The sequence below is a fragment of the Serpentinimonas raichei genome (assembly GCF_000828895.1).
GTDB lineage: Bacteria > Pseudomonadota > Gammaproteobacteria > Burkholderiales > Burkholderiaceae_C > Serpentinimonas > Serpentinimonas raichei.
This window is the reverse complement of record NZ_AP014568.1, coordinates 2,281,707-2,297,764: the sequence shown is the minus strand read 5'-3', so window position 1 is coordinate 2,297,764 and position 16,058 is coordinate 2,281,707. Positions and strand designations below refer to the sequence as shown.

At 68.2% G+C, this 16,058-nt stretch carries 18 protein-coding genes; 12 read left to right on the top strand and 6 right to left on the bottom strand.

Features of this window, described 5'->3' with window-relative positions:
* Positions 1–162 precede the first annotated feature (162 nt).
* Positions 163–471: a flagellar basal body protein gene (locus SRAA_RS10725; protein ID WP_231849285.1), complete on the top strand. Its 309-nt coding sequence runs from the start codon at positions 163–165 to the stop codon at positions 469–471.
* A gap of 259 nt (positions 472–730) precedes the next feature.
* On the opposite strand, the gene SRAA_RS10720 is transcribed toward SRAA_RS10725, so the two are convergent.
* Positions 731–1,018: a putative signal transducing protein gene (locus SRAA_RS10720; RefSeq protein WP_052467564.1), complete on the bottom strand. Its 288-nt coding sequence runs from the start codon at positions 1,016–1,018 to the stop codon at positions 731–733.
* Between the two features lie 153 nt (positions 1,019–1,171).
* Here SRAA_RS10720 and SRAA_RS10715 point away from each other — a divergent pair, with 153 nt between their 5' ends.
* Complete coding sequence (locus tag SRAA_RS10715) at positions 1,172–2,803, top strand: GMC family oxidoreductase (protein WP_045532649.1); 1,632 nt, start codon at positions 1,172–1,174, stop codon at positions 2,801–2,803.
* 6 nt (positions 2,804–2,809) lie between these two features.
* On the opposite strand, the gene SRAA_RS10710 is transcribed toward SRAA_RS10715, so the two are convergent.
* The 5 genes from SRAA_RS10710 to SRAA_RS12095 form a co-directional block, all read right to left on the bottom strand.
* The gene (locus SRAA_RS10710; protein ID WP_045532647.1) at positions 2,810–3,565 is read right to left on the bottom strand and encodes a sulfite exporter TauE/SafE family protein; all 756 of its coding nucleotides are present in this window, start codon (positions 3,563–3,565) and stop codon (positions 2,810–2,812) included.
* A 114-nt stretch (positions 3,566–3,679) separates the two neighbouring features.
* Positions 3,680–4,849, bottom strand: coding sequence for an alanine racemase (gene alr, locus SRAA_RS10705; protein WP_045532645.1), 1,170 nt, complete (start codon positions 4,847–4,849; stop codon positions 3,680–3,682).
* A gap of 14 nt (positions 4,850–4,863) precedes the next feature.
* The gene (gene glcF / locus SRAA_RS10700; protein ID WP_045532644.1) at positions 4,864–6,162 is read right to left on the bottom strand and encodes a glycolate oxidase subunit GlcF; all 1,299 of its coding nucleotides are present in this window, start codon (positions 6,160–6,162) and stop codon (positions 4,864–4,866) included.
* Between the two features lie 71 nt (positions 6,163–6,233).
* A complete protein-coding gene (gene glcE / locus SRAA_RS10695) occupies positions 6,234–7,451 on the bottom strand; it encodes a glycolate oxidase subunit GlcE (protein ID WP_045532642.1) in 1,218 nt (405 codons plus the stop codon).
* Between the two features lie 59 nt (positions 7,452–7,510).
* Complete coding sequence (locus tag SRAA_RS12095; RefSeq protein ID WP_052467563.1) at positions 7,511–8,473, bottom strand: SMP-30/gluconolactonase/LRE family protein; 963 nt, start codon at positions 8,471–8,473, stop codon at positions 7,511–7,513.
* A 43-nt stretch (positions 8,474–8,516) separates the two neighbouring features.
* Here SRAA_RS12095 and SRAA_RS10685 point away from each other — a divergent pair, with 43 nt between their 5' ends.
* The 10 genes from SRAA_RS10685 to rpsG all read left to right on the top strand — a co-directional run bounded on the left by SRAA_RS10685 (position 8,517) and on the right by rpsG (position 16,056).
* On the top strand, positions 8,517–8,945 hold the full coding sequence (locus SRAA_RS10685) for a CopD family protein (RefSeq protein WP_045532640.1): 429 nt from the start codon (positions 8,517–8,519) through the stop codon (positions 8,943–8,945).
* Between the two features lie 85 nt (positions 8,946–9,030).
* Entirely contained in the window at positions 9,031–10,158 is a 1,128-nt protein-coding gene (locus SRAA_RS10680; protein WP_231849284.1) for a VanZ family protein, read from the top strand.
* Positions 10,155–10,502 (top strand): (2Fe-2S) ferredoxin domain-containing protein, encoded by a 348-nt coding sequence (locus SRAA_RS10675; RefSeq protein WP_045532637.1) that lies wholly within the window; start codon positions 10,155–10,157, stop codon positions 10,500–10,502. The genes SRAA_RS10680 and SRAA_RS10675 overlap by 4 nt, the downstream gene beginning before the upstream one ends.
* A 15-nt stretch (positions 10,503–10,517) precedes the next feature.
* The gene (locus tag SRAA_RS10670) at positions 10,518–11,162 is read left to right on the top strand and encodes an alpha/beta hydrolase (protein ID WP_052467562.1); all 645 of its coding nucleotides are present in this window, start codon (positions 10,518–10,520) and stop codon (positions 11,160–11,162) included.
* 19 nt (positions 11,163–11,181) lie between these two features.
* On the top strand, positions 11,182–12,372 hold the full coding sequence (locus tag SRAA_RS10665) for a D-alanyl-D-alanine carboxypeptidase family protein (protein ID WP_045532631.1): 1,191 nt from the start codon (positions 11,182–11,184) through the stop codon (positions 12,370–12,372).
* A gap of 136 nt (positions 12,373–12,508) precedes the next feature.
* Positions 12,509–13,606: an NAD(P)-dependent alcohol dehydrogenase gene (locus SRAA_RS10660; protein ID WP_045532628.1), complete on the top strand. Its 1,098-nt coding sequence runs from the start codon at positions 12,509–12,511 to the stop codon at positions 13,604–13,606.
* Between the two features lie 140 nt (positions 13,607–13,746).
* Positions 13,747–14,148: a hypothetical protein gene (locus tag SRAA_RS10655; protein WP_045532626.1), complete on the top strand. Its 402-nt coding sequence runs from the start codon at positions 13,747–13,749 to the stop codon at positions 14,146–14,148.
* Between the two features lie 52 nt (positions 14,149–14,200).
* Positions 14,201–14,887 (top strand): exopolysaccharide biosynthesis protein, encoded by a 687-nt coding sequence (locus SRAA_RS10650; protein WP_045532624.1) that lies wholly within the window; start codon positions 14,201–14,203, stop codon positions 14,885–14,887.
* 129 nt (positions 14,888–15,016) lie between these two features.
* Positions 15,017–15,394, top strand: a complete 378-nt coding sequence (gene rpsL / locus SRAA_RS10645) for a 30S ribosomal protein S12 (RefSeq protein ID WP_029463500.1) — start codon at positions 15,017–15,019, stop codon at positions 15,392–15,394.
* A gap of 191 nt (positions 15,395–15,585) precedes the next feature.
* On the top strand, positions 15,586–16,056 hold the full coding sequence (rpsG, locus tag SRAA_RS10640; RefSeq protein ID WP_029463501.1) for a 30S ribosomal protein S7: 471 nt from the start codon (positions 15,586–15,588) through the stop codon (positions 16,054–16,056).
* The last annotated feature ends 2 nt before the right edge of the window (positions 16,057–16,058 follow it).

Sequence of the window (16,058 nt, the reverse complement as noted above, 5' to 3'; positions counted from 1 at the left end):
GCGCGGACAATGTGGATCGGGGGGGCTTGGAGGCGACGCGCCCCACCGCCCAAGCGTATTGTGCCTAGGCTTGGCCCCACTCGGGCAACAGGCAGGCTTGCAGCGCTGGCTTGGGCGGTTTACACTGCGGCAAACCAGCCACACCAACCACCCCTACGCACCGTGCAAAACTTGGCGCTCCCCGGACTATCAGGCATGCGGGCGGCGCAGTTGCGCTTGGATGTGGCGGCCCACAACGTGGCCAACGCCCAAACGCCGGGGTTTCAGCGCAGCCAAGTGCGCCAGCAGGCGCAACTGCCCAGCGGGGTGCTCGCGCAGGTCGAGCGCTTGCCCGCTCCGGGGGCCGATCTGGTTCAGGATGTGGTGCAACAGCGCGCCGCAGCTGCCGATTTTGGCGCCAACTTGCTGGCGCTGCGCATGGCGCTCAAGACGGACCAAACGCTGGGTGCTTTGCTCGATACACGGGCCTGAGCGCAGGCCATCTAGGCAAGCGCCCAATGAAAACGCCAGCACGGGGCTGGCGGGGCTTGGGCCTTGCAGGCTTGGTCCGAAATCGGTTCTTTGACCGAGCAAAACAATTGTTCGACGTTCAGGGTTGTCTCCTCTGACCTTGTGCATGCAAGGTATGGAAACCGCTTGCATCAACAATCCAACTGATTCTACGCAGATGCACCACTGTTGTGTATAGGGATTTACCCGCGCAGCGTCGGCTGCCGGCAGACCCAACGGGCTACCCGAATGGAGAGGGGTCGTCGTCGCGCAGCGCAAACTCGCCGCGCAAAAAGGCCTGGTAGATCGCTTGGGCTTCGGTCAGCCGCTGCTGCGGCACCATCACGCGGGCCGGAATGGCTTGCGCCAGCAAAGAATAGATCTGTGCCATCTGGTCGTCGGCCACCATGGTTGGCACGCCGCAGGCTTGCAGCCGGCCTTGCAACAGCCAAGCCTCGGTCGGGTTGGCAAAGCTGGTGAGGGTCTGCCAGTCGCCCAGTTCGGGGTCGTAGGGGCTGTTGTCTGGCATGGTGCGGCGGGCTTTTGATGGGTGGGGGTCGCGGACGGGTTTGGTGTAGCATGGCACACCACTGAAGCGCGGTGGTTGCGGTGCTGCCCAAGGCGGGTGAACCGCAGATTTTTGCGCTGCGGCTGGTTCATCATCGTACTACGTGCTGCCACCATGACACCCAACCCCCCGACCGACGCCTTCGACTACCTGATCGTGGGCGGCGGCTCGGCCGGTTGCGTGCTGGCGGCGCGCCTGAGCGCAGACCCAGCGGTCACGGTGGCGCTGCTGGAGGCCGGGGGCGACGGCCGCGACCTGGCCATCCGCCTGCCTGCCGGGGTGGTGGCGATGCTCCCAGCGCGCCCCTTCAAATACAACAACTGGGCTTTTGAGACCGTGCCGCAGCCGGGCTTGCTCGGGCGCTGCGGCTACCAGCCGCGCGGCAAGGCGCTCGGCGGCTCCTCGGCCATCAACGCCATGCTTTATGCGCGCGGCCACCGCAGCGACTACGACGACTGGGCCGCAGCCGGTGCGGCGGGCTGGTCACACGCCGAGGTGCTGCCCTTTTTCATGCGCAGCGAGCACAACCAGCGCGGCCCCAGTGCATGGCGCGGCGTGGGCGGGCCGCTGCACGTGGCCGATCAGGTCAGCCCGCGCCCGATTGCGCAGGCTTTCATCGAGGCCTGCGCGCAGCACGGCATCGCGCCCAACCCCGACTACAACGGGGAGGAGCAGGAGGGGGCTTACCTGTTCCAAGTGACGCAGTTCCACGACGCGGCCCGGCGCGGCCAGCGCTGCTCGGCGGCTGCGGCCTTTTTGCACCCGGTGCTGCAGCGCCCCAACCTCACGGTGCTCACGCACACCCAAGCCACCCGGGTGCTGTTCGAAGGGCGGCGTGCCGTGGGGGTGCAGGCGCGACAGCGCGGCCGCCACATCAGCCTGCGCGCCCGGCGCGAGGTGGTGTTGTGCGCCGGGGCGCTGCAGTCGCCGCAGTTGCTGCTGCTCTCGGGCGTGGGGCCGCCAGACGAATTGCAGCGCCACGGCATCCCGCTCGTGCACCGCTTGCCCGGGGTCGGGCAGAACCTGCAAGACCACCTAGACCTCACACTCTCTTACCGCAGCACCCGCACCGACTTGTTTGGCATTGGTTTCGGTGCCGCTTGGCAGCACTGGCAGGCTTGGCGGCAGTGGCGGCGCGACGGCAGCGGGCCGCTGAGCTCGCCCAGCGCCGAGGGCGGGGCCTTCTGGCGCTCCGATGCGCAGCAGCCGCGGCCCGATCTGCAACTGCATTTTTGCGTGGGCATCGTCGATGACCACGCGCGCAAGCTGCACTGGGGCTATGGCTTTAGCTGCCATGTGTGCGTGCTGCGGCCGCATGCACGCGGCCGGGTCGGGCTGCGCAGCGCCGACCCGCTGGCGGCCCCCTTGATCGACCCGGCCTTTTTATCGGATGCGCGCGATCTGCACCTGCTGAGCCGGGGCGCGCAGCAGATGCGCGAGATCTTGTTGCGCAGCCCCTTGCAGCCTTGGCGCGGCACGCCGCTGTACGACGAGCAACTGCATGGGGATGCGGCTTGGGAGCAGTTGATTCGCAGCCGCGCCGACACCATCTACCACCCGGTCGGCACCTGCCGCATGGGGGTGGACGAGGGCGCCGTGGTCGATGCGCAGCTGCGCGTACACGGCCTTCAGGGGCTGCGCGTGGCCGACGCATCCATCATGCCCACGCTCATCGGCGGCAACACCAATGCGCCCGCGATCATGATCGGCGAGCGCGCGGCGGCGTGGCTGCTGGCAGCGGGCTGAGTGGTTTTAGCCGCGCCAGAAAAACAGCGCGCTCATCACCAGCCCGGTGCAGACCACCACAGTGCGCACACTGCGCATCGACAAGCGCCGCGCGTGGCGTGCCCCGACATAACCCCCGACCGTGGCGGTGGCCATCATCAGCAGTGCCGGGCCCCAGGCGATCACGCCCGCCAGCACAAAGGTCAGCACCGACAGCAGCGACAACACCAGCGAGTTGAGGTTTTTGAGTGCGTTGGCGGTGTGCAGGTTCTTTTCGCCGCTGGCGCTGTAGAGGGCCATGAGCAAAATGCCCAGCCCGCCGTTGAAGTAACCGCCGTAGGCGGCCACCGCCAGCAGGCCGGGGTTGCGCCAGCTGGGTTCGCCCTCTGGGCCAGCCTGCACCAGACGCTGAGCCAGCCACGGCCCGAGCAAGAACAGCGCGGTGGCAAACAGCAGCAGCCACGGGATCAGGCCGCGAAACACCTCGGAGGGGGTGAGCAACAGCAGCAAGGCCCCCAACACGCCGCCGATGGCCGATAGCAGCGTTTCGCGCAACAGCCGTCGGCGCGGCAATTGCGCCAACTCGGCCCTAAAGCCCAGTGTGCTGCCCAGGTAGCCTGGGCTGACGGCCAGCGCGCTGGTGGCATTGGCCACGATCGGCGGCAATCCAGCCACCAGCAGCGCCGGCAGGGTCAAAAAACTGCCGCCGCCAGCAATGGCGTTGAGGGCGCCGGCGGCAAAACCGGCGCTGCCGAGCAAGAGGGTGAGGGTCCAGGCATCCATGGGGGCGAGTGCAGAGGGTGATGGTGGGAGCCGTGAGCGCCGACCAGATGGTGCTGGGTTGGCTGGGTGGGTGCGGGTGGCGACGTGGTGTGTGGGGCCGTGCTGTGCAGGATCTCAGGGCAGCGGCTCGACCGATACCGGCACCCTGGCGGCCAGCGCACACATCAGTTCGTAGCCCAAGGTGCCAGCGGCCTGCGCCACTTCGTCGATGGGCAGCAGTGCGCCGCAGCCGCTGCGGCCCCAGAGCGTGACTGCGTCGCCGGGCTTGCAGGTGCTGCCCAGGTGCGCCTCGACCGGGCCCAGATCGACGGCCAGCATGTCCATGCTCACGCGCCCGACCAGGCGCGTGCGCACGCCGCGCACCAGCACCGGGCCGCCGTGGGCGTTGCTGCCGGGGGCGTGGCGCGGGTAACCGTCGGCATAGCCGCAGGCCACGATGCCAATGCGCATGGCGTGGGTGGCGGTGTAGGTGGAGCCGTAGCCCACGGTTTCGCCCGCAGGCACGTCTTGCACCGCGATCAGTTGGCTGGCCAGCGTCAGGCTGGGCTGCAAGCCCCAGTCGGCGGCGCTGTGCTGCGCAAAGTCGGGCGCGCTGCCGTAGAGCGCGATGCCGGGGCGGGTCCAGTCGGCCGCCAGCGGCTGCGCTTCGGGGCCGCTGCCCAGGTGCAGCGCCAGCCCGTGGCGCAGCAGGGCGGCGCTGTTGCACAGGCTGCGCTCGCCGGGCAGGTCGTGGGTGGTGCGCACAAAGGTGTCGAGCTGGTGCCGCACACCTTCTTGGCCGCCGCGCAGGCCGTCGGCGTCGCTGAAGTGCGTCATCAGGCCGATTTCTTCGACTTGGGGCAGGTGGCTCAGGCGCGTCCAGGCGGCGCGAAAGGCCTCGGGGCGCAGGCCGAGCCGGTTCATGCCGGAGTTGAGCTTGAGGAACACGCGCTGCGGCGCTTCGGTCTTGTGCGCCGCCAGCCAGTCGATCTGCTCGCTGCGGTGCAGCACGTGCCAGAGTTGCAGCCGCGAGCAGAGCTCCAGGTCGCGCGGCTCGAACGCGCCTTCGAGCAGCAAAATGGGGCCGCGCCAGCCCAGGGCGCGCAGCCGTTCGGCCTCGCTCAGGTCCAGCAGCGCCAGCCCGTCGGCGCCGCGCAGCGCGGCATAGACGCGCTCGATGCCGTGGCCGTAGGCGTTGGCCTTGAGCACCGCCCACACCCGCGCCGCGCCGCCGGCTTGGCGGCAGCGCTGCAGGTTGTGTTGCAGCGCAGGCAGGTGGACGGTGGCGTGGATGGGGCGTGGCATGGCGCCAGCTTAACTCAGGCGGTAGCGGAGTTGGGAGCCTCGGCCTCGGCGGCCGCTGTCAGCGCCTCGTCGAGCACCTCGATCCAGTGCCGCACCGGGGTCTGGGTGCCGCTTTGCAGGTGCGTGATGCAGCCGATGTTGGCCGAGACGATCTGCGCGGCCCCCAATTCGCCCAGGTGCCCGAGCTTGCGCTCGCGCAACTGGCTCGACAAGCCCGCTTGCAGCACCGAATAGGTGCCGGCCGAGCCGCAGCACAGGTGCGCCTCGGTGCGCGCCGTGTCCACCTCGAAGCCGAGCGCACGCAAGCCCTGCTCAACGCCGCCGCGCAGTTGCTGCCCGTGTTGCAAGGTGCAGGGTGGGTGGTAGGCCAGCTTGGGGCGCGGCACGGCGGGGCTTCGGGCGCCATCGGCCAAGGCCAATTTGCGCTGCAAGGCGGGCAGCAGGTCGGGCAGCAGTTCGCTCAGGTCGCGCGTCAGCTCGCTCACCCGTGCCGCTTTAGCGGCGTAGGCCGGGTCGTGGCGCAACTGGTGGCCGTAGTCTTTGAGCATCACGCCGCAGCCGGAGGCGTTGCTGACGATGGCTTCCACGGGCTGCGCGCTGTCGGGGCGCACGTGGGGCCACCAGGCGTCGATGTTGGCGCGCATGTGGGCCAAGGCGCCGCTGTGGTCGTCTAGGTGCAGCCGCAGCGCACCGCAGCAGCCGCCACTGGACAGGCGCAACACTTGCAGCCCGGCGGCGTCGAGCACGCGCGCGCTGGCGTGGTTGATGTGCGGCAGCATGGCCGGCTGCACACAGCCTTCGGGCAGCAGCACCCGGCGCGCGTGTTGCCGCTGCGGCCACAGACCCGGCGCCACGCGCTGCGGCACCTTGGCGCGCAGGGCGGCCGGCAACAGGGGGCGCACGGCCTGCCCGAGGCGCATGGCGGGGGCAAAGGCGCGCGACGTTAAGCCTTCTTTGAGCAGCCAGCGCAGGGCGCGCTGGGGGCTGGAGCGCGGCACCTGCGCCGCCACGGCCTTGCGCCCGATCTCGAGCAGCTTGCCGTACTCCACGCCGCTGGGGCAGGTGGTCTCGCAGTTGCGGCAGCTCAGGCAGCGGTCTAGGTGCTGTTGCGTGCGCTCGGTTGGGGTGGCCCCTTCGAGCACCTGTTTGATCAGGTATATGCGCCCGCGCGGGCCGTCGAGCTCGTCGCCGAGCAACTGATACGTGGGGCAGGTGGCGGTGCAAAAGCCGCAGTGCACGCATTTGCGCAAGATGTCTTGGGCGGTCTGCCCGTCGGGGCTGCCCTGGTAGGGTGGGGCAAGTTGGGTTTGCATCGCAGAGCAGGCCGGCTAAATGAGGGTAAGGGGGATGAGGGGGCGCTGGGCTTGCACGAAGCGCAAAGGGCTCACAGGCCCCAGCCCCACTGGCCGGGGTTGAACAGGCCGTGCGGGTCGAACTCGGCCTTGAGGCGCTGGTGGATCGCTTGCAGCGCCGGGGCCGGGGGGGTGAAGCGCAAGGCCGCCAGTGCGGCAGCACCCGAGTCGGGGCCAAGGCCAGCACTCCCTGAGCCGGGCGGGCCGCGCCACAGGCTGGCGTGGCCGCCGTGGGCTTGCGCCCAGGCACGCAAAGGCACGGCTTGGTTCAGCGGGGCCCAGACCCAGCGCAGCCCGCCGTGCCATTCGATCAGGGTCGGCCAAGGGGCGTCCAGCGCCGCGCTGGTGGGGGCCACGCTCAGGCGCCACAGGGCAAGCGCGGTGGTGTCTGCGGCCGCGGTGGCCGGTGGCTGGGTGAAAAAAGGCAGGGTCTGCTCGCGGCAGGCCTGCCAATCGGGGGCGCAGGTGGCGGTATCGAGCCGCTCGCCGGGGGCCTCGGCCAGCATCTGCGGGCAGGCGGCGGCCACGGCGGCCGCGGCGCCGCGCAGGCGCACATAAAGGTGTTCGGGCGCGCCCGCCACGGTGCTGTCGCGCACCCAGCAACTGGCGTTGAGCGGCAGCGGCAGGGCGCGCCAGCGCGCCAGTTGTTGCAGCGCCGGTGCTTGGGGTAACTCGAAGCGCAAGGTGGCCTCGGCCGGTGGCAGCGGCAGCACCTTGAGCGAGACCTGTGCCAGCACCCCCAGGCTGCCCAAGCTGCCGGCGTACAGGCGGCTGAGGTCGTAGCCGGCCACGTTTTTCATCACCTGGCCGCCAAACTCCAGGTACTGGCCGCGCCCGTTGAGCACGTGCACGCCCAGCACGAAGTCGCGCAGCGCCCCCACGCTGGCGCGCGCCGGGCCGCTCAGGCCCGCCGCCACGGCGCCGCCGAGGGTGGCTCCGGCGCCGCAGTGCGGCGGCTCGAAGGCCAGATACTGGCCCTGCTCGGCCAGCAGCGCCTCGATTTCGGCCAGCGGTGTACCCGCGCGCGCTGTTACCACCAGTTCCGAGGGCTCGTAGGCCACGATGCCACGGTGCGCGCTGGTGCGCAGCTCGATCAGGGCCGGATCGTGGGGCGGGTCCAGAAAAGCCTTGCTGCCTGCGCCGACGATGCGCACACGCCGACTTTCTAGGCGTGCGGCGTGGAGTTGCTCAGTCCAAGTTTGGAGGGCGGGTGCCAAGGGGGAGCCGGCTGAATCGGAAGGGGCTTGCATGGTCCCAATGGTAGCGCCGCTGCAAACGACAGGGGCGTGATTTTTTTTAACGCCGGGCCTCAGTCCCAGTACAGCGGCGCGGGCAAACCCGGCGTTTCGACGCGGCGCGCAAACACGGCCCCCGACTGGGGATGGTGTGCAAGCTGAGCGGCGCTGAGGCCGGCGCGCATGCTGGTGACAAACAGCGTGCGCCCATCGCTTCCACCCAGGCACAAGCCGCTGGGGTACAGGGCTGGGACTGCAAGGTCGAGCAGGCTGCGCCCCTGTCCGTTTAGGCAGCGCGCCCGCCCGGTGGCGATCAGGCTGACCCAATAATTCCCGGCTTGATCGAGGGTGCCGCTGCGGGGCAGTCCTTCAAATGCCGCATCGACCGCGACCGGCTGGGCGCTGGGTGCGCCCGGATTCACGACAAAGCGCGCCAACGGCATTGGGGCGCTCAGCTCCGGCGGCCAGCTGCCGGGCTGTGACAGCGCCGCCTGCACGACTTCCCCAAGGCGGGTGTTGCACCAAGTGGCGCTGCGGCCGTCGGGGCTCCAAGACAAGCCCAGGCAGTCGCCCACATGGTGTCGAATCGGCTCCAGTGGCGGCTGGGTGGTGCTGCGCGCGCGCAGGCAATACAGGGTGCTGGACGGGACGAGGCGATTGGCGGCTGGCCGCGTTTGGGCGATCAGCCACAGACGCCCCCAAGGGTCGCAGGTGCCGGCTCGCCACAGCGCATTGGCGTCGATCGAGGGCAGCGGGACCAGCAAGGTGGGCACATCCAGCCAAGAGCCCGCATGGTAGATGCCATCGCCCAGCAGCAACAGGAAGCCGCCACTGCGGCAAGGTGTCAGGCCAGTGATGGGGCCAGCAAAGCCCCAGTGCTCGGCGCGCCCGCTGGGCAGGTGCAGCCGCCAGGCGCGCTTGAGCGGCGGGTCGATCCAGTACAGGCGTTCCTCGCGCGCGCTCCAGAACGGCGCCTCACCCGAGGCGCACAGCACATCGCTCACGACTTGCCATTCGGCGCTGACGGTATCGGCCATGCTTCTTATCCTTTCCCTAGCGGCTCCGGGCTACACTAGCCGCATGTTGTGGGTCAAAGCCTTTCATATTATCTTCGTAGCCAGTTGGTTTGCGGGACTTTTTTATTTGCCGCGCATTTATGTCAATTTGGCGCTTGTCCCGCCGGGCAGCGAGGCCGAGCGAGCGCGCCTGTTGCTGATGGCGCGCAAGCTGCTGCGCTTCATGACGCTGCTGGCCGTGCCGGCTTTGGGGCTGGGGCTGTGGTTGTGGATCGGTTACGGCATCGGTTGGGGGCCCGGCAACGGCTGGATGCACGCCAAGCTGCTGGTGGTGGTCCTGCTACTGGCCTATCATGGCCATTGCGCGGCATTGTTGCGCGATTTCGAGCTGGGCCGCAACCGCCGCAGCCATGTCTGGTACCGCTGGTTCAATGAAGCGCCGGTGTTGTTGTTGGTGGCTGCGGTGTTGTTGGTGGTGCTCAAACCATTTTGAGGCGCGCAGCCCGATCGCCGGCGCCCGCGCGCCTGTCGGCCCTTGGATAGTTTGCTCCGATTCGTCGATGCGCCCTCACGGCCCCTTGTCCCCTGCCGCCAAGCCCTATTCGTTGGCGCTGGTGTTGGCGCTGCTGTACGCGGCGCTGGTGGTGCACGCCAGCCTGTATCCTTTTAGCGGTTGGCGCTATCAAGGGGTGGCGCTGTGGGCATTCCTGCAGGCTCCTTGGCCAGTGCACTGGACCGTTTTTGATGTGGCCACCAACCTGCTGGCCTACGTGCCGCTGGGGCTGTGGCTGACTGTGGCGGTGGCGCGCCACGGCAGCCGGCGCAGGGCGGCCGGTGTGGGCTTGCTCTTGCCCTGCCTGTTGTCGCTGGGGCTTGAAAGCGCGCAAGGTTTGCTGGTGCAACACCGGGTGCCGTCGCAGGTGGATTGGCTGCTCAACACGGTGGGCGCGGCCTTGGGGGTGGGGCTGGCGCTGTGGCTGCTGAGCTCGCGCTGGATGGCCCGCTGGAGCGCCTTTCACCAAACTGGGCTGGTGCCGCAGACCTGCGGTGCCCCGCTGCTGCTGGCGCTGTGGCCGCTGGCGCTGGTCTACCCCACTTCGGTGCCGTTTGGTCTGGGCCAGATTTGGCCCCGGCTCGAGCGCACGCTCTACGATTGGACCGAGGGCAGTTTTTTGCAGCCTTGGCTGCCCACGCCGATGCCCGAGTTGCCCCTAAGCCCGCTCACCGAGGCGATCGTGGTGGCGCTGTGCATCTGGGCGCCGTTGCTGCTGGGCTACGCGGTGCTGCGCCGGGTCGGGCAGCGGTTTGTTTTTCTGCTGCTGGCGCTGGGGCTGGGGCTGGCGGCCCTGCTGCTGTCGGCCAGTCTGACGTGGGGGCCCACACACGCCTGGGCCTGGCTGACGCCGTCGGCGTCGCTGGGCTTGAGCTTTGCCGTGGCTTTGGCGCTGCTCAGTCTGGCGCTGGGACACCGGGCGGCCGCCGTGTTGTCCCTGTTGGCATGGGTGTTGGCGCTGGCGTTGCTCAACCGCGCCCCCGAAGTGCCGTACTTTGCCCAGTCCTTGCAGATTTGGGAGTGGGGGCGCTTCATTCAGTTGCACGGCCTGTCGCAGTGGCTGGGGGGCCTGTGGCCCTTCGCCGCGCTGTGGGTGGGTTTGCGGCTGGCGTTGCGTCCCGCGCCGGGGCAGGTCTACAATCGCCGCGCATGAACCCTGCCACTTCCGCCCCGAGCTACTACCAGCGCCACATTTTTTTCTGCCTCAACCAGCGCGACAACGGCCAGGCCTGCTGCGCCGAGCAGGGCGCGCAGCAAAGTTTTGATCATTGCAAGGCACGCGTCAAGGCCTTGGGCCTCGACGGCCCGGGCCGGGTGCGGGTCAACAAGGCCGGGTGCCTCGACCGCTGCGCCGGCGGGCCGGTGGCGGTGGTGTACCCGGAAGGCGCGTGGTACACCTACGTCGATCGCGCCGATCTGGATGAGATCATCGACTCGCATCTGCGCGACGGGGTGCCGGTGCAGCGCCTGTTGCTGGCACCTGAAGTGGGGCGCTGAATCCGTTCCTCGTTCATGAATCCGCACACCGTTACCCGCCTCGTGCAAGGCCCGCATGGCGTGCTGGAAGTGGCCATCGACGAGCCGCCGCAGCCCCGCGCCGACGCCGGGGTGGCGCTGATTGCCCACCCGCACCCGCTGTTTGGGGGCACGCTGCACAACAAGGTGGTGCAGACGCTGGCGCGCGCGCATGTGCAGCAGGGCTGGCGCGTGCTGCGCTTTAATTTTCGCGGCGTCGGGGCCAGCGCTGGGGTGCACGACCACGGGGTGGGCGAAACCGACGACCTGCTGGCGCTGTTGCAGCTCGAGGCCGCGCACGGACCACTGGCCTTGGCCGGGTTTTCTTTTGGCGCCTTCGTGGTGCTGCGCGCTTTGCAGCAACTGGCGCCGCTGCGGCCGGTGCATTCGGTGCTGCTGGTGGGGGCGGCGGCCAGCCGCTTCGAGCTGCCCGCCCTGCCGACCGAACTCCATGAGCGCACCGCACTCATACACGGCGAGGTCGACGACACGGTGCCCTTGGCCGCCGTGCTCGACTGGGCTCGGCCGCAGGGCCTACCGATTGCCGTGGTGCCTGGCGTCGAGCATTTTTTTCACGGCCGCTTGGGTCTGCTCAAGTCGCTCACGCTGCGGCATTTGCGCGCCTGCGAACCCGAGACCTGAACCTTTTGTTGGTCAAACCATGCCCCTGTTGAATCGCTCCACCTGGTTGTTTTGGCTGTTGGTCGCTTGGCTGCTGAGCGCTTCGGGCGGGGCTTGGGCCAGCAGCCCGCAAGCGCCCGAGATCGCAGCCCGCTCCTTTGTGCTGCTCGATGCCACCGCCGGCCAGGTGTTGGCAGCGCGCGAGGCCGATCAGGAAGTCGAGCCCGCTTCGTTGACCAAGCTCATGACGGCTTACTTGGTGTTCGAGGCCTTGCGTGCGGGCCGCATCGAGCGCACGCAAGCCCTGACGGTGAGCGAGCGCGCCTGGCGCATGCCCGGCGCGCGCATGTTTGTGCCGCAAGGCGCCCAGGTGCCGGTGGACGACTTGCTCAAGGGCATGATCGTGCTCTCGGCCAATGACGCCACCACCGCCTTGGCCGAGGGCGTGGCGGGTTCGGTGGAGCGCTTTGTCGAGCGCATGAACCAGCAGGCGCGCGCACTGGGCCTGACGCGCACGCGCTTTCTCAACCCCGAGGGCCTGAGCGCGCCCGGCCACCGCAGCACGGCACGCGATCTGGCGCTGCTGGCCCAGCGCCTGAGCCAAGATTTCCCCGAGTTCATGGCCTACTTTGCCATCCAGCGCTACCGCTACCCCGGGGCGCCGGCGGTCAATGAAAACAACCGCAACCTGCTGCTGCTGCGCGATCCCACCGTCGATGGCATGAAAACCGGTCACACCGAGGCCGCCGGTTACGGCATGGTGGCGAGCGCGCAGCGCCCCTTTGCCGCGCTGGGTCCCGGGGCAGCCGGGCAGCGCCGCTTGATCGCTGTGGTGCTGGGGGCCGCCAGCGAAAACGCCCGCGCGGCGCAGAGCCAGACCCTGCTCAACTGGGGCTTTTCGGCTTTCGAAGCGGTGCGCCTGTTTGCCCCCGGCCAGCCTGTGACCACACCGCCGGTGTGGCAGGGCCGTGCCAGCACGGTCCCGCTCGGGCGCGCCGACGGGGTGGTGGTGGTGGTGCCGGCCGGGCAGGCGGCGGGTTTGCGCACCGAGTTGCTGCGACCCGATCCGCTGCTGGCCCCTTTGCTCAAAGACCAGCCCTTGGGCTCCTTGCGGGTGCGCAACGCCCGTGGCGACGTGGTGGCCGAAGTGCCGCTGTTCGTGCTCGAAACGGTGCCGCAGGCCGGCCTGCTGGGGCGCTTCTGGGGCGCGCTGCGGCTTTGGATCCAGTAGCCGAGTGACGGGGTGGGGATTGGGCTGTGCAAGGCGGCCCATTCGTGTCAGACTGGGGCTCGAGCCCGCGCTGACTGCGCCCTCTGCCATGCGCAGCCGCTCTGGTTCGGTCTGATCCACCCACAGGAGCAAGCGCATGACTGCCATGATGAAAGCCGCCATCTTTGTCGAGCCGGGCCGTATCGAGCTGGCCGACAAGCCCATCCCCGACGTCGGGCCCAACGACGCCTTGGTGCGCATCAGCACCACCACCATCTGCGGCACCGACGTGCACATCCTCAAGGGCGAGTACCCAGTCGCTAGGGGGCTCACGGTCGGGCACGAGCCGGTGGGGGTGATCGAAAAACTCGGCAGCGCCGTGTCGGGCTACCAAGAGGGCCAGCGCGTCATCGCCGGGGCCATTTGCCCCAACTTCAACTCCTATGCCGCGCAAGACGGCTTGCCCGCGCAAGACGGCAGCTACCTGGTGGCCTCGGGCCGCTGCGGTTGCCACGGCTACAAGGCCACGGCGGGCTGGCGCTTTGGCAACCTGATCGACGGCACCCAAGCCGAGTACCTGCTGGTGCCCGACGCGCAAGCCAACCTGGCCCCGGTGCCCGATGGGCTTACCGACGAGCAGGTGCTGATGTGCCCCGACATCATGTCCACCGGCTTCAAGGGCGCAGAAAACGCCAACATCCGCATTGGCGACACGGTGGTGGTGTTTGCCCAAGGGCCGATCGGGCTGTGCGCCACCGCCGGGGCGCGCCTGCTCGGGGCCAGCACCATCATCGGTGTCGATGGCAACGAACACCGGCTGCAGATCGCCAAAAAAATGGGGGCCGACATCACCCTCAACTACAAGCAGTGCGATGTGGTGGCCGAGGTCATGCGCCTGACCGGCGGGCGCGGCGCCGATTCCGCCATCGAGGCGCTGGGCCTGCAATCCACCTTCGAAGCATCGTTGCGCGTGCTCAAACCCGGCGGCACGCTCTCGAGCCTGGGGGTCTATTCCCAAGACCTGACCATCCCGCTGGGGGCCTTTGCCGCCGGGCTGGGCGATCACCGAATTGTCACCGCGCTGTGCCCGGGCGGCAAAGAGCGCATGCGCCGCCTGATGAACGTGGTCGCCAGCGGCCGCCTCGATCTGGGCCTGCTGGTGACTCACCAGTTCCGGCTCGACGACATCGTCGCCGCCTACGATCTGTTTGCCAACCAGCGCGACGGCGTGCTCAAGGTGGCGATCAAGCCCTGAGCCCCCCTTGCCCCGGTTTTTTGATGCGGCGCAGCAAAGCGGTGCGAATGCCGTTATAGTGCCCAAAGGAACTTGGGCGGCCGCTTGGCCTCCCACGTTTGGCCGCCCACTTGGGTTTGGCTTTTTTTTGAAAGCATCGCGTGAAACTTTTGCTCTGGGTCGTGACCCTGTTGGTTTTGTTGCTCTGGACCGGGACCATTTGGGTCTTCACCGGCTTGGCCGATTGGCTGGCGGCGCAGGTCGCCACCGGCGAGGCGGCCAATCTGGCCGCCATCATCGCGCAGTGGCCGGTGCCGCCCGAGTTGGCGCCGTGGATCGGCGAGGCGTTCTTGGTGCCGCTGCGCGATCTGTTTGCCTGGACGGTGGGGGTGCTGGAGTCGCTGCTGCCGTTTCTGCCCGGTTTGGTGGGCATTTTGTCGGTGCTGCTGTGGATCCTCTGGTTCATCGTGACCGGCATCATCGTGGTGCTGGCGCTGCTGGGCCATTGGGCGCTGAGCAAGGCGCAAAGGCTGCGGCACCAGGTGCGCCCGCGCCCGCTTTGAGCGGGGCCCGGCTTGCATCGGCCTGCTCTTTTTTGGCATCCGCGCGCTCCCCATGAGCCCCAACCCCGAAATCTGTCCGCGCACCTGGGCCCAGCGCTGCCGCGCTTGGGGTCAGGGGCTGGGGGCGGCAGCCCATGCCAGCGTTGCAACGGGCACGCCCGAGCCATCGGCGGCTGGGGCACAGGGCATCAGCATCGCGGAACTGGTCGATCTGCACGGGCGCGGCGGCTCGCGCCCCTTGCTGCTGATGCTGCTGGCCTGCCTGTGCCTGCCGCCCATCATGGGGCTGGGCACCGCCATGAGCCTGGCCATGTTTGCCATTGCCTGGCAGTGGGGGCACCCTTCGGCGGCCCCGTTGCCGCAGCGGCTTGGCCGCGCGCGCCTCAACCCCGCTTGGAGCCGGCGCACCCTGCACGCGCTGGCTTGGCTGCACGACTGCGCCGCCACCTGGATCCGGCCGCGCCTGACCTGGCTCTCGCACCGCGCCAGCCACGGTTGGTGGACGCTGTGGATCGTCTGGATGGCGCTGCTGATCTTCATTCCCTTGCCCTTGGGCAACATCTTGCCCGGCCTGAGCCTGATCGCGCTGTGCCTGGGTTGGATGCACCGCGACGGCCTGATGCTGCTGCTCTCGCTGCTGCTGGGCGCCATCGGCACCGCCTACGCCTCGGGCATCGTGACCGTGGCGGTGTTCGCGCTCTGGCGCACCTTGCTCACCGCCTACCCACCCTTGGCTTGACCGCCGCACGGCTTTCGTGCTACAGTCACAGGCTTTTCGGATTCATTCCGAAGGGATTGCCGTTTGCCTTGGGGGCAAAAGGTGCTTTTTTAGTTTCAAATTCTCCAAACGTTTAGGGACGTTTTTTCAATGCCAACCATTAATCAACTCGTGCGCCAGGGCCGGGAGGTCGAACAGACCAAATCCAAGAGCCCGGCCATGGAAAACTGCCCGCAGCGCCGTGGCGTCTGCACCCGCGTCTACACCACGACGCCCAAAAAGCCAAACTCGGCGTTGCGCAAGGTCGCCAAGGTGCGCCTGACCAACGGCTTCGAGGTCATCTCCTACATTGGCGGTGAAGGCCACAACCTGCAAGAGCACAGCGTGGTGCTGGTGCGCGGCGGCCGGGTCAAGGATTTGCCCGGCGTGCGCTACCACATCGTGCGCGGCTCGCTCGACTTGCAAGGCGTGAAAGACCGCAAGCAGTCGCGCTCCAAGTACGGTGCCAAACGGCCCAAGGCCAAGTAAGCCAAGTAAGCCAGTCAATTTGTTGCAAGCCGGGGTCGGCTTGTGATCGGGTGTTGCCGGTGCGCGTGGCGCGCATGTCGGTGGCGTATGGCCCCAACGCACGCTGTGTGCGCGGGTCGAGTAAGTGGGGGCCATGAAGGCTCTCGCGGTGCCGCCAAAGCGGCGCCAACTGAAGCATAAGAGGTGTAAAAATGCCACGTCGTCGCGAAGTCCCTAAACGTGAAATCCTGCCGGACCCCAAGTACGGCAATGTCGAGCTGTCCAAGTTCATGAACGTGATCATGGAAGGCGGCAAAAAAGCGGTCGCCGAGCGCATTATTTATGGCGCGCTCGAGACCATGGAGAAAAAATCCGGCAAAGATCCGCTGGAGCTGTTCACCACCGCCATCAACAACGTCAAGCCCATGGTGGAAGTGAAATCGCGCCGCGTCGGTGGCGCCAACTACCAGGTGCCGGTCGAAGTGCGCCCGGTGCGCCGGCTCGCGCTCTCGATGCGCTGGATCAAGCAGGCGGCGCGCAAGCGCGGTGAAAAATCCATGGCCCTGCGCCTGGCCAACGAGCTGCTGGAGGCCAACGAAGGCCGTGGCGGCGCCATGAAGCGGCGCGACGAGGTGCACCGCATGGCCGAGGCCAACAAGGCCTTTAGCCACTTCCGCTTCTAAGC